At 40.1% G+C, this 13,931-nt stretch carries 12 protein-coding genes; 5 read left to right on the top strand and 7 right to left on the bottom strand.

Annotated features, from left to right (window positions below):
- The first annotated feature begins 394 nt into the window (after positions 1-394).
- The 3 genes from I6E61_RS07260 to I6E61_RS07250 are packed head-to-tail and all read left to right on the top strand — an operon-like array spanning position 395 to position 3,972.
- Entirely contained in the window at positions 395-1,417 is a 1,023-nt protein-coding gene (locus I6E61_RS07260; RefSeq protein WP_197132372.1) for a TAXI family TRAP transporter solute-binding subunit, read from the top strand.
- Complete coding sequence (locus I6E61_RS07255; RefSeq protein ID WP_197132369.1) at positions 1,395-1,958, top strand: DUF1850 domain-containing protein; 564 nt, start codon at positions 1,395-1,397, stop codon at positions 1,956-1,958. Before I6E61_RS07260 ends, I6E61_RS07255 begins: the two co-directional genes overlap by 23 nt.
- Entirely contained in the window at positions 1,930-3,972 is a 2,043-nt protein-coding gene (locus tag I6E61_RS07250) for a TRAP transporter permease (protein ID WP_197132366.1), read from the top strand. Before I6E61_RS07255 ends, I6E61_RS07250 begins: the two co-directional genes overlap by 29 nt.
- Positions 3,973-4,096: 124 nt before the next feature.
- On the opposite strand, the gene lipA is transcribed toward I6E61_RS07250, so the two are convergent.
- Positions 4,097-5,140 carry a lipoyl synthase gene (lipA, locus tag I6E61_RS07245; protein ID WP_197132363.1) on the bottom strand — a complete coding sequence of 348 codons (1,044 nt, stop codon included), beginning with the start codon at positions 5,138-5,140 and terminating at the stop codon, positions 4,097-4,099.
- Positions 5,141-5,288: 148 nt separating this feature from the next.
- Positions 5,289-5,693: a carboxymuconolactone decarboxylase family protein gene (locus I6E61_RS07240; protein WP_197132360.1), complete on the bottom strand. Its 405-nt coding sequence runs from the start codon at positions 5,691-5,693 to the stop codon at positions 5,289-5,291.
- A gap of 457 nt (positions 5,694-6,150) precedes the next feature.
- Here I6E61_RS07240 and acnB point away from each other — a divergent pair, with 457 nt between their 5' ends.
- Both acnB and I6E61_RS07230 read left to right on the top strand, forming a co-directional pair.
- Entirely contained in the window at positions 6,151-8,754 is a 2,604-nt protein-coding gene (acnB, locus tag I6E61_RS07235) for a bifunctional aconitate hydratase 2/2-methylisocitrate dehydratase (RefSeq protein WP_197132357.1), read from the top strand.
- Positions 8,755-8,977: 223 nt separating this feature from the next.
- Entirely contained in the window at positions 8,978-9,421 is a 444-nt protein-coding gene (locus tag I6E61_RS07230) for a PACE efflux transporter (RefSeq protein ID WP_197132354.1), read from the top strand.
- A 438-nt stretch (positions 9,422-9,859) separates the two neighbouring features.
- Here the strand turns inward: I6E61_RS07230 and I6E61_RS07225 are convergent, their stop codons facing one another.
- From I6E61_RS07225 to I6E61_RS07205, 5 genes are all read right to left on the bottom strand, one after another.
- A complete protein-coding gene (locus tag I6E61_RS07225; RefSeq protein WP_197132351.1) occupies positions 9,860-10,627 on the bottom strand; it encodes a hypothetical protein in 768 nt (255 codons plus the stop codon).
- An 88-nt stretch (positions 10,628-10,715) separates the two neighbouring features.
- Entirely contained in the window at positions 10,716-11,363 is a 648-nt protein-coding gene (locus I6E61_RS07220; protein WP_197132348.1) for a hypothetical protein, read from the bottom strand.
- On the bottom strand, positions 11,356-11,691 hold the full coding sequence (locus I6E61_RS07215) for a hypothetical protein (protein WP_197132345.1): 336 nt from the start codon (positions 11,689-11,691) through the stop codon (positions 11,356-11,358). Before I6E61_RS07215 ends, I6E61_RS07220 begins: the two co-directional genes overlap by 8 nt.
- Complete coding sequence (locus I6E61_RS07210) at positions 11,688-12,677, bottom strand: hypothetical protein (RefSeq protein ID WP_197132342.1); 990 nt, start codon at positions 12,675-12,677, stop codon at positions 11,688-11,690. Before I6E61_RS07210 ends, I6E61_RS07215 begins: the two co-directional genes overlap by 4 nt.
- Positions 12,678-13,119: 442 nt before the next feature.
- Positions 13,120-13,929 carry a hypothetical protein gene (locus I6E61_RS07205; RefSeq protein ID WP_197132339.1) on the bottom strand — a complete coding sequence of 270 codons (810 nt, stop codon included), beginning with the start codon at positions 13,927-13,929 and terminating at the stop codon, positions 13,120-13,122.
- Positions 13,930-13,931: the final 2 nt, after the last annotated feature.

Raw genomic sequence — 13,931 nt, 5'->3', positions numbered from 1 at the left:
GTAAGCAATCAAAAATAAGTACTGGGTCAAATTTTATGCGTTATCTATAACAATATATTGTCACAATTAAAGTAGATGCTGCCTCAGATAGGTAGTATGTGTCATCCATATCTGGTTTTGATAAAGGTTTGTACTACCCTCAAACTTTGCTTGGATAGTTGATGATCGAAACTTAGTTTTATATAGAGAAACTATGTGCATATTCAGATTTGATGATAAAACACTAGCATGCCTTCAAACAGCTTTAAATATAAGGTATTGAAAGTAAAAGAGAAGATAAGCTTTGGTTTATTTATTGTTAAAATTACTATATTATTACAAGTCTGTAACGCATCAATGTATATGTGTTGATGCAACTAGATATATTAAATTGATTATTTCAAGGATGAATTCCATGCTCAACTCTTTCAAGTCCCCGTTATTATTGTCAGCGATGCTAAGCGCCACGTTAGGCCTAGCTGCATGTTCAGAAAGTAGTGATACTACAGCCACTGATAGTACCGCAACGGATAGCGCTGCGACGGACACTGCCGCTGATAAGCTAGATACAAAATTCCTTACCATCGCTACTGGTGGCGCTTCTGGCCCTTATAACATCATTGGTACGTCATTATCTGAACTTTATGTCAAAACATTTGGGGTCAACTCAAAGACTCAAACCACGGGTGCATCAGTCGAAAACGTTAACCTGTTGACCCAAGGTAAAGTCGATATGGTATTGGCACTCAGTGACGTAGTCACGGATGCAATCGAAGGTAAAAACAACTTTGAGAAGCCAATCACTAACATCCAACAGATTGCTGTTTTATATCCTAATGTCGTGCAAATCGTCACGTCAAAAAAATCTGGTATCAAAACTATTGAAGATTTGAGAGGCAAGCGTATTGCTGTGGGTGATCAAGGTTCTGGTACTGAAGTAAATGCTCGCACGTTATTGGAAGGGTTTGGTATCACGTATGACGATGTCACTGTTGATTATCTAGGCTTCGCTGAAGCGGCCGATGGTATGAAAGCAGGTAAAATTGAAGCAGCCTTCTTTAGTAGTGGTCTTCCAAACTCATCTTTGATGGAGCTTGAGCAGGGCTTAGACTTACAGATTGTCAGCATCGACCAAGACAAGCTAAAAGAAATCATCGCGACCAAGCCTTATTTCAAAACCTTTGAGATTCCTGCTGGCACGTATGGCAACGAAGCCGCTATCCCAACGGCAGCAATCATGAATGCGCTATTGGTTAGCTCTGATCTATCTGAAGCTGATGGTTATAAGTTAACCAAAACGTTATTTGATAATTTGGAAAGTCTAAAAACAGCTCACCAAGCGGCTAACGATATCAGCTTAGAGACAGCACGTGATGGCATGGTCGCTCCAATTCATCCTGGCGCTAAAAAGTACTATGACGAACAAGCAGCCAAATAATTCATTGTGGTTATCGACTGGCGCAGCATTTATTGCCGCGCTGGTTTTTTTTACGTTATGGATGGGGGTTATTCTCCAGCCTGTCGTTGAAGTGCGCGTCGCAGGAGTAGAAGGTGCTGATGATACAGTTTGTTATTTCGTTGAGTCTGACTTTCAACTGCGATGGATACATTCTGTAGAAAAACAATGGTGGGAGGAGCAGTACCAACGTATTGACGAAAGCCGTACGGAAAAAGGTGCACTGCTACTGACCACAACCTATTTTGAAGCTTTCGGTGCAGGTACTCCTTCCACCGAAATGCTTGCTCCTGTACAAAAACCTGGCTATCTGGGTTACCAAATCAATGAGAAGTTACCTAATCTCAATTGGGTGGTATCCAGACTGACCAAAGGTGAGATTGATTATGGCGACCATCGTGTTTTAATACATCAGTTGGTGCCAGATTATTCTGAAGTAACGATCATGCCGAAAATGTATGGTTTCATTGATAGATTTAACAAGGACTTTTGTCATGACATCCCAAGTGACGGATCACGGTAGCGTAACTACCAAGCCAGACGCTCATGTTGATACCGACGCTGAAGCTGCGGCAATCAACAAAGCAGTATTGGAAAAATATGACCGAGAGTCAATCACGCGTCATATTACTCAAGGACCAGTGAAGTATTTGATCGCTGGGGTTTGTATACTCTATTCACTGTTTCACCTCTATATTACCTTTAATCCGATGCCAGCGTTATTACAGCGTTCTGTACACGTAGGCGTTGGTTTTGCATTAATTTTCTTGATTTTCCCCGCGAGTAAAAAAAGCAGCCGCCAGCGCGTGGCATGGTATGACTGGATTTGGTTTGCGCTGTCGTTATCTGGCATGGGCTATCTAATATATGAGTATCAAGATATTGTGACCTCGCGTGGCGGTATGGCCAACCAAGTCGATGTGATATTTTCATTGATTACGGTGGTCTGTGTGCTAGAGGGTAGTCGCCGTATCACTGGTTGGATTTTACCGATCTTAGCAGGGATATTTTTGGCGTATCCATTTGTCAGTCATTTGGATTTTATGCCTGATAGATTATTGACTCGTCCTTATGATATGGGCGATATCTTTGGTCAATTATTCTTAAAAACCGAAGGCTTATACTCTGTTGCGATTGGTGCATCGGTAACGTTCATTTTCCTATTCATTCTCTTTGGCGCGTTCTTAGCACGCTCGGGAATGGGGCAGCTGTTCAATGATTTGGCATTGGCCATCGCGGGTCACAAAAAAGGCGGCCCTGCAAAAGTAGCGGTCATTTCTAGTGGCTTTATGGGCAGTATCAACGGCTCTGCGTTATCAAACGTGGTCAGTACCGGTGCTTTCACCATTCCGTTGATGAAAAAGGTCGGCTATCACAAAGATTTTGCGGGTGCCGTTGAGGCAAGTGCCTCTGTTGGCGGGCAGATATTACCGCCAATTATGGGTGCGAGTGCGTTCATCATGGCCGAGACAACAGGCTTACCTTATAGCACAATTGCATTGGCAGCCTTACTGCCCGCGATTTTGTACTATTTGGGCGTGATTGCACAGGTGCATTTCCGCGCTGGACGCCGTGATCTAAAAGGCATCGCGAAAGAAAACTTGCCAGCGGTAAAAGAAGTACTAAAAGCCCGTGGTCATATGCTACTACCGATTGTGTTTTTGGTTTTCTTATTAATCAAAAACGTGCCAGTTGGCTATGCAGCGGCTTATACCATTGGGTTCACCGTTGTGATCAGTATGTTACGTGCTGAGACTCGCATGGGGTTGTCTGATATCTTAGGCGCACTAGAGGATGGTGCTCGCCAGTCACTAGCGGTCATGGCGGCTTGTGCGGTCGTCGGTATTATCATCGGGGTCGTTAGTTTGACCAGCTTTGGTACGGTGATGACCTCATCTATCGTCACATTAGGCGCAGGGTCATTATTCTTTACGCTCATCTTAACCATGTTGGCATCGATGGTTTTAGGCATGGGACTACCTTCTATTCCTGCCTATATCATTACGGCGACAATGGCAGCACCTGCACTAGCTGGCTTTGATATTCCAATTTTATCAGCGCATATGTTTGTATTCTATTTTGGTATCTTTGCCAATATTACACCGCCTGTGTGTCTGGCAGCCTTTGCTGGTGCTGGTATATCAGGTGGCGATCCGATGAGAACGGGCTTCTTGTCGCTGAAACTTGCCCTTGCTGGATTCATCGTGCCGTTTATGTTTATCTACAACCCGACGATGCTAATGATAGATCCAACAGGTTTGGCAGTCACGGCGAAAGATTTCCCACTGCCTCCTATTGTAGATATCATTACCGTGGTAGTAACGTCAATCACTGGTGTGATTGCACTAAGCGCTGCGCTTGAGGGATATTTCAGAGGCGGAATGAATACGCTTACCCGTGTTATCTTGGTGGTTGGAGCATTGTTGTTGATTTATCCTGAGATCATCACTGGTGTTGCAGGCGCTGTTATTGTGCTTGGTATTGCTGTGTTTAATATTAAGACGAGTGAAGCACCGACACCGACGTTAAGTGTCTAGCTTTTAGGTATTGATATTTAATTAAGTTACAAAAAAAGGGTGAATAACAAATTTGTTATTCACCCTTTTTCTATGCTCAGTAGCTTTTCTTAGCGAACGCTTTTACATCAGCTGTATGGTCAGATTAGCAACCAAGTTTACCTTCTGCCGCCAATGCTTTTTTGCTACGGATTGGTGCAGGGCAGTCTTCGCCGTAGTACTGACGATCTGCAAAGTAGCTTGAACGTACCATTGGACCTGCCCAAATATTAAAGAATCCGATCTTTTTGCCGTAGTCCATATAACGTTGGAACTCATCTGGATGGACATAGCGATCAACAGGCGCATGGTTTTTACTAGGTTGTAGATACTGACCAACCGTAATCATATCCACATTATGTGCCTTTAAATCGTCAAGCAGCGCATAAATCTCTTCTTCGGTCTCACCAAGGCCAACCATAAAGCCACATTTGGTAGCGATATCTGGACGGCGCTCTTTATACAGCTTAAGCAAGTCGAGTGAATGCTGATAATCAGAACCTGGACGGAACGCTTTGTACAAACGCGGTACCGTTTCGATGTTATGGTTAAAGACATCTGGCGGCGTTTCCGTTAGCAAATCCAATGCAATATCCATACGACCACGAAAATCAGGCACCAATATCTCAATTAAGCAGTTCGGGCTAAGCGCACGTGATTCGTTGAGTACTTCAACGAAATGCATAGCACCGCCATCTTTTAGATCATCACGATCCACAGAAGTAATGACTGCATACTTGAGCTTCAAGCCTTCAATTGTCTCAGCAGTATGGCGTGGCTCATCAGCATCTAGCTCATTTGGACGACCATGGCCGACATCACAGAACGGGCAGCGACGCGTACAGATATCACCCATAATCATAAAGGTCGCCGTACCATCAGCGAAGCACTGTGGCAGGTTAGGGCAGGCGGCTTCTTCACAGACGGTATAAAGCTTTTGCTCACGCAAAGTGGCTTTGATACGGGCTACTTCAGCAGGCGATGACATCTTGACCCGAATCCAATCTGGCTTTTTCTTTGCCTCGATGGTCGGGATCACTTTAATTGGGATACGGGCAACTTTATCGTATCCACGCAGCTTCTCGCCTTGAATGGCTTTTTTGGGTTTGGCCTTAGCAGCAGGTACATAGGTTTGTACGGCAATTGTCATAATAAAATTATCTCTTAACCCTTTATCTTATAAGGGTTTATGGAATTATTAGAATGTGTTGTGAGTGAGGACATTATAACAGAAATTCAAGGGGTAGCTTTTAATCAATCTTGTTAAGATTACTACGACTTATCTCTTTACCATAGTTTTAAATATCTATGTCAATATCCAACTCATTCAGGATTTCTATGGCGGCACGAAACGCTTCTTGGGTAGCAGGTGCGCCGCAGTAGGGCAAGCTATGCATGAGCACTTCTCGAATCTCAGCGACACTGGCACCATTATTGATAGCGCCTCGAATATGTCCTTTTAGCTCATTTGGGCTTTTTTGGGCAATTAAAAAAGCGATAGTGATCAATGATCGATATTTGCGTGGTAATACGGAGTCCTCTTGCCACGTGCTACCCCACGCATGCTCAATGATCCAATTCTGTAATGGCTGAGTGAACCCATTCGCGCTATCCAGTGAGCGTTTGACATGTTGCTCACCCATTACCTCGGTGCGAACTTTTAGACCGTTGTCATAATTGGCATTGTTTTCTTTATCATTCATTTTATTATCCTCACTGGCGGTTTATATGTGCTAGCTATGTATGCTAATGATATATGTATGCTAATGATATGTGCTACTTTATTAAGCTGCTGTGCTAGAGTGCATTAAATGACTAAAGCGCATTTGAAAAAAAGCATGTTTGAAAAATAATATCTTATAGAAGAGTATAGCAGGCACGTAGCGTCTATTTAATCGAAAATCATAAAGCAGTCGATGAGCGTAGTAATAGACGTATAAATTATAAAAGACCATTCAAGCGTACTATTGACGGTACTATTTTTATAATAAATGTCCAATATGGCCTTATTCTAAGCCTTTTCCAAGCTGAGCCATTAACATTTAGAGCGTTTTGAGCTATGATTGCACAGATAATTATTCCATCTAGTACATGGACGCAGGCTGTCATACTGACTACCCAACGTAATGTGCTAAACACCAACTAACGAGGACGACTATTGTGTTAGAAGCTTATCGTAAACATGTCGAAGAACGTGCTGAGCTAGGAACGGTTCCGCTACCACTGAATGAAAAACAAGTAGCAGAGTTGGTTGAGCTATTAAAAACGCCACCTGCAGGCGAAGATGCATTCTTGATGAACTTGCTAGAAAATCGTATTCCTGCTGGTGTTGACCAAGCTGCTTACGTTAAAGCGGCATTTTTAGCTGCGATCCTTAAGGGTGAAACATCATCACCACTTATCAGCAAGCAAAAAGCAGTTGAAATCTTAGGCACCATGCAAGGTGGCTACAACGTTCAGCCATTGGTTGCTGCACTAGATGATAGCGATGTTGCACAAGATGCTGCTGAAGCATTGAAAAAGACTTTGCTAGTATTTGACGCGTTCAATGACGTGACTGAAAAAGCAGAAGCGGGCAACACTATTGCAAAAGAAGTCGTTCAATCTTGGGCAGATGCTGAGTGGTTCTTGAACCGCGCTGCAGTACCAGAAAAAACAACTTATACAACGTTCAAAGTAACTGGCGAAACCAACACAGATGACTTGTCACCTGCGCAAGATGCATGGAGCCGTCCAGACATCCCATTGCATTCATTAGCCATGCACAAAAACTCTCGTGACGGCATCAATGCTGATGACGAAGGCGTCGTTGGCCCAATGAAGCAAATCGAAGAGCTGAAAAAACTAGGCCATCAATTGGCTTATGTTGGTGATGTTGTCGGTACGGGTTCTAGCCGTAAGTCTGCAACCAACTCAGTGTTGTGGTTGATGGGTGATGATATCCCTAACGTACCAAACAAACGTGGCGGTGGTCTAGTACTTGGTAACAACATCGCGCCTATCTTCTTTAACACGATGGAAGATTCTGGTGCATTGCCAATCGAAAAAGTAGCGGTTGATAACCTAAACATGGGTGATGTATTTGACATCTATCCGTACGAAGGCAAAATCACTAAGCATGACTCTGACGAAGTATTGTCAACGTTTGAGCTAAACTCGCCAACGTTGCTTGACGAAGTTCGTGCTGGTGGCCGTATTCCATTGATCGTTGGTCGTGGCCTGACCAATCGTGCTCGTGAATACATGGGTCTTGGTCATTCAGATATCTTTGCTAAACCAGAAGAGCCAGTTGATACTGGTAAAGGCTTTACCCTTGCGCAAAAAATGGTTGGTAAAGCTTGTGGTTTAGAGGGCGTACGTCCTGGTATGTACTGTGAGCCTAAAATGACAACTGTTGGTAGCCAGGATACTACTGGTCCAATGACTCGTGATGAGCTAAAAGATTTGGCTTGCCTAGGTTTCCAAGCGGATCTCGTGATGCAGTCATTTTGTCACACTGCGGCTTATCCAAAGCCAGTTGACGTTGAAACTCAGCACACACTACCTGACTTTATCATGAACCGTGGCGGCGTAAGCTTACGTCCAGGTGATGGTATCATTCATAGCTGGTTGAACCGTATGCTACTTCCAGATACCGTTGGTACTGGTGGTGACTCGCATACTCGTTTCCCAATGGGTATCTCGTTCCCAGCGGGTTCTGGTCTAGTGGCATTTGCCGCAGCGACTGGTGTTATGCCACTTGATATGCCTGAGTCTGTCCGTGTACGCTTCGTTGGCGAACGTCAGCCTGGTATCACACTACGTGACTTAGTACATGCGATTCCTTATCAAGCAATCAAAGAAGGTCTATTGACTGTCGATAAGAAAGGTAAAATCAACGAATTCAACGGTCGTATTCTTGAAATCGAAGGTCTAGAAGACTTAACTGCTGAGCAAGCGTTTGAGCTATCTGATGCATCAGCTGAGCGTAGTGCTGCTGGTTGTACTATAACTCTATCTGAAGCGTCAGTGACTGAGTACTTAAACTCAAACATCACGCTACTTAAGTGGATGATCTCAGAAGGCTATGGCGATGCACGTACCATCAGTCGTCGTATCGAGCAGATGCAAGATTGGCTAGCGAACCCAAGCCTATTGCGTGCCGATGAAGATGCTGAGTACACGATCGATATGACTATCGATATGTCTGATATCAAAGAGCCTATCCTATGCTGCCCGAATGATCCAGATGATGCTAAAACATTAGCTGACGTCGCTGGTGATACCATTGATGAAGTATTCATTGGTTCATGTATGACCAACATTGGTCATTTCCGTGCCGCTGGTAAACTGCTAAAAGACGTACCAGCAGGAAGTCTAAAAACTCGTCTATGGATTGCGCCACCAACTAAAATGGATGCGCGTCAGTTGATGGAAGAGGGTTACTACAACATCTATGCTCAAGCCGGTGCTCGTACTGAGATGCCAGGTTGTTCATTGTGTATGGGTAACCAAGCACGTATCGCTCCGAAGTCTACCGCCGTATCTACCTCTACGCGTAACTTCCCGAACCGTCTAGGTCAAGGCGCTAACGTATACCTAGCTTCTGCAGAGCTTGCAGCAGTAGCAGCGGTACTTGGTAAACTGCCAACCAACGACGAATATCAGCAGTATGCTGGTATGCTAGACAGCATGGGCGAGGAAGTGTATCAATACATGAACTTCGACCGTATGTCAGAGTATACTGAAGAAGCTGATAAAATTAACGTTGCTCAGTTGACTTAATCTTGGTTGAAATTTAAGCTAAACGTTTTTCAATAAAGAAAACCCCGTATCGTGATGATGCGGGGTTTTTTATATTCTTCTATAAATGGGCAGTCTGGTTTTTTATGTTGTCTAATGTATAATATAGTAGCAGGCGGAAACCGTGGCTCTGCAATATCTTTATTCTTTCTATCTCGGGACGGACCGATACTTTAATACGCACCTATGTGCTTTGGAGTTTTGGTTGATTACCTTATCCCCAGTTAAACGCCGTATCGTCTATGTGATTGTGTTTGAGATTCTCGCAATCATCTCCTCTACCTTTGTACTGATGAAGCTTAGCAACAGTGATGCATCAGAATCATTGCCCGCTGCTATGATGATATCGCTCGCTGCGATTATTTGGAACTTCTTATACAATACTGCTTTTGAAGCTTGGGAGCGTCACAGGCAGGTGGCACAGCGTACATTACTGATTCGTAGTGCGCATGCGCTCATCTTTGAAATCGGCCTAGTATTGATTTGTTTACCGATATACATCATTTGGTATAATGTCGGCTTGATCGAAGCGTTTATGATGGAAGCCGCTCTGATGATTTTCTTCTTAATATATAACTTCTTATTCACCTTTATTTTCGATAAAATATTTACTTTACCTTATCACTATAAACCCGCGTCTGCCTCTTAACTAAAGACATTGACCAAAAAAGGGCTGCCATATTGGTAGCCCTTTTTTGATGGTATTACTAATGAATTGATATATCACCAAGGTTACAAAACAAGGTTTTTATCGTCAGGCTGCGTAACTACAATCTCCCCAATTTAACCGTATGGATTTGACAGCATAGGTCAATAACTTTAATCTCTCCTTTATGGTTCACGTTGCCAATAATCTCTAACTCAACCTTCTCACTAAACACTCTTAATGTCTGACCGTATGTTAGAGTACACTGAAGAAGCGGATAAGATTAACGTCGCTCAGTTGGCCTAGTTTTTGATGTTTTAAGGCTTCTTTGTAAAATGAGAAGTCTTACGTTCAAAACAAGAAAACCCCGTATTGTATGATGCGAGGTTTTTTGTTGGGTAAGCTACGGATTTTGAATTAGTTGACAGTGCCGTTATTATCTTAATCTATTTTGATATCCACCCGCTCATAAGTTATCCCCGTATCGTTATTAACTAAACGGTACTCGAAGCCAAATTGCTCTTTGAAACTATCAACGGTTTCTTGATCAGCTTGAGTGTTTTGACAAGTATATGAACGAGTCAAGTGCCAGTTAGTATCAATGTTAAAATTCATCATGCAGATATCATCTATCTGGATGTTCTCTTGTCCAAGAGTATCAAAGTCAATATCGGCAAACTCGTTAGGGTCAATATCTAGTTTAATGAGTTCGCTATCTTGAAATTCACAATCAATAAGCCCTAAAGGATAAACTCCTATAGTATAGGTGCTATCTTTCTCATTATCTTTTTTAATGCTTGTAATATGAAATGACTGATTTAGATACATATCTTCGGATTGGTCGTTGCTAAAACTAAGCAGAAACGTTTCTTGATCATCGTAGGGTATGAGACCCAGTAATATTTGCTTATAATACACTTGAGATTTTGGGTATTTCCTGTCACCTTCAACATCAAACATACCATTATCAAACTTCTTTATATCTAGGAAATCTTGATTAGAAATAGGTAATTCAAAACAAGGAACTTCTGCTAGCTCTTTAGCTTGCCAATCTGGTATGGTGTTATGGCATTCTAATGCTTTGTTATTTGAAACTTCAATCATATCTTTTTTATCAACTTCACTAATATCAACTTTAGTGGCGGCTTCATTGTTTACATTGCATGCTATTAAGGTAACAGAAAATAAAGCTACCGATAAATATTTCATTCTAAATACCTTCAAGAATTTTATGAGATTTCAGACTAGCTAATGAAATATAATTTTCTTTATTAATCCTAAATTGAAATAAAAATTATTACAGACATCCTTCCATATACAATAAAGAGGTGTTTCCTATACTCATACCTGTAACAATATCATCATCAACATCATAACGAATACCACTATTCTTCTCGGGAGAATACCAGTAGATTAATACTATATTTCTACCTGATTCACCATATGGATTGTCTATTACTTCAGGTGTCTCATTGGCATGTTTGCTATATACATCTTCTAAGCTACTTCCTGTTTTGACTCCACTATAAGATCCAAGTCCTAATTCATTAGTATATATTATTGCTACTAATCCATTTTCTATTTGATAGTTAGCTTCCTTTTCATCTGTATTGCTAACAGCGTTAAAGCAGTCATCAATAATTTCTGTATCTCGCTTTAATAAAGTCTCATCGAATTTATCGCCGATATAAATATCGTTGTAATTGTTTTTATTGAAGTAACCTGAATCATTTAGATCAGTAAGAGTGCTGGCATTAATATTTTTTGTTTCAATAATATGTGTTGAATCAGCAACTGTTTTTCTATTAGTAGTGTCTTTTTCAATGACGTTTATTAAGCCAACATTCTCACTAGAGCTATCTTTTTCAATAGCAGCATTATTTTTTGGGCTACAAGATACTATTAAAAAACATCCTACAATAGACATAACAATGTTTTTATACATCTTCGACCTCATAAGTATGACCTCCTACGTGTAAGTGGTGATGATGCTTCGGAGCCCAAGAAGTACCTGGTATTTTAGCTACTCCATTAGTTGCTTTATTACCTGTATAGAAAGTTCTAAACTTAAATCTTTTAAATAGCTTTACTAGTTTGACATTAGCTTGCATATCAAATGAAGAGTAAGTGATATGAACAGCACCACGTCTATGAGCTCCATTTTCACCAAGATATCTGAAATCACCTGCCTCTCCATTCCTATGAGTTTTACTTGGAGCCATCAGAAATGACAAATGCAGTTTAATTAACTTTATATAGTTTTTAAATTTCAAAAACTAAAAGGACATTCAATTGGTTCTTCATTAGCTAAAAAAGCCATTTGATAGTTATAAGTATCATTGATACAAATTTCTGTTTTATTCACAGTATCAAACTGCTCAGCTATTTTTGAAATGTTGTAAGTGAAGTTTAATATTTGTTCTGGACCTGTAATTGATAAATCACTGCTTTTAAAATTTATAAGAGCAGTTTTTTTCTCAATATGTACTTGAAAACTATCGTTGTCAAAATTACTAGTTTCAAATCCTAGCTTTTTCTCTTCTAACGTTAAACCATTCAAGTATTCTTGAATGCTATTTTTTAGTGGTGATGCCTTATCTACATATCGAATAACATAACTTGGGCCCTCTAAATTTGAATTTTCAAAAAAAACTTTTGCAGCTAACTTGCCTTTGAGTGATTGTTTATTTATTTTATCAAGATAATCCCCATAGTTTTCAGAATATATAGACGATAACTTAATCATCATCGCATCAGCTAGTTTAGGGTTAGCTCTAACAGTTGACTCTGTAGCAAAACCCCATAAAAATGGCTTAGAACAACTATCTATATTACAAATTAGGTTGATAATTTCATTTCCATTTGATAGTTGTACTCTAGAATTAGGAAAAACCTTAGCTTCGTAACTCTTATTTTTGTAATGTGATTTTGTAGTTGCAAAAAAACCATACTCAATTGGTGATAGTTCATTGGCTTCTATAAGCGAAGAGTAGGTTTCATAATCTTGAATTTTGATCGCTTCTTTAAATTTTTTGGAATCTTTCCAGTAAGTACACACCATATTATCTTCGATATCTAAATTAAACTGTGCGCAGTTTAATCTAGATTGAGGTGTTTCTAACGTTTGTGTTTGAGATAAAGAAACCTCTCCTTCATGAGTCTTAGATATCGCTGGAGAGTTGATATCTCCCGTATTGCTACAACCTGCCATTGCAATAAATAATATCGTTAATACTAACCTATAAAGATTTTTTTTCATCTCTTATCCCTCGGGAAATCTTTTATCAAGTATAAGTGGGCTATTGCGGTAAGGTGCAATTTTGTTACTAGAGGGAGGGTTCGGCAAATACTCTTTCAGAGCGATCCAAACTAAGAGACCTTCGTAACTTTGTTTTTGACATAAGTCTTCATGAAAATGAACTTCGTCATAGGTAAAGTTATATTTTTTCATTAAAGCAACTAGAAGACAGGCTACTGATATAGCTTGCTTATCATTTACATCTTCCAAAGTTTAACTGTGCGGATTTGACGGTAGGGGTCATCTTGGCTAGCACTGTGCGAGGCATAGCAAACGATGTCTGTTTTGTGTGAGAACTTAAAGACTAACCGTTTGCTATTTTTTCCATCATTTTATTCACAATGTTCAACACGCCTTAATATGTACTATATGTTAAAAAAGTTAAATTAAAGTTTATTTTTTTCTACTGCATATCGTTATTCATACTAAACTCTACTATTTTTTCTATAGGGCGATACTTTGCAGTTTGAATTTTATGCTCAATTAAAGGTTCGAAAATTTTGTTTGGAGAAAATATTAAAGTAGGTAAGTTCACTTGATTTTCAGCCATCGCATAATCATCATCTCTTTTAATGTTAGTATATGAGCTATAGATTTCTTTCTGGTTATTGATTATGAGACTATCAATATCCCATGCGTAACCCCAATAATATTTATCGTTACTATAAATAATAGGATTAAAATAAAATAGTGTATCTAATGACTTCTTATCAAAATTTATCTTTGCAATTTTTGCATCACTGCCGTCTTCATAACCTCTTATACTAATTAGTTCTTTTTGGTTATCATTATCTACATCTATAAAAAAGTGATAGTTCTGGCTAGGTAGATCACTCAATGTGAGAAATAGTCGACCATTATCTTGAACCCAAAATTCACTAAAATCTGATAGCTCTTCAGAGTAAGCAAGATATATATAGTCATCTATTAGGTTGTTGTTGAAATCTTCACGAATGGTTCTCTCAATAACAAAACCCTCTGGTAAGATAAAAGAATTACTTGATTTTTTATCAGGAGTAATAAAGTGCGACTCCGTATTGTCTGAAACGCTATTCACTTTTTTTTCAGAGGTATTAACAGATGAGACTACGCCCTTTGACGAATTATTTATTCCCTTATCGGATGTACTAGTAGACGGAGCTACACTATTTGTATCAACGTCTGTACAACCAACTAAAAGAAAGAAAAAAGCTGTTAAAAAAATCGTTCTCATAT

The organism is Psychrobacter sp. NZS113 (assembly GCF_015864825.1).
Classification (GTDB): domain Bacteria; phylum Pseudomonadota; class Gammaproteobacteria; order Pseudomonadales; family Moraxellaceae; genus Psychrobacter.
Note: the sequence above shows the minus strand (reverse complement) of the source record. Positions and strands in the feature narration are given on the sequence as shown.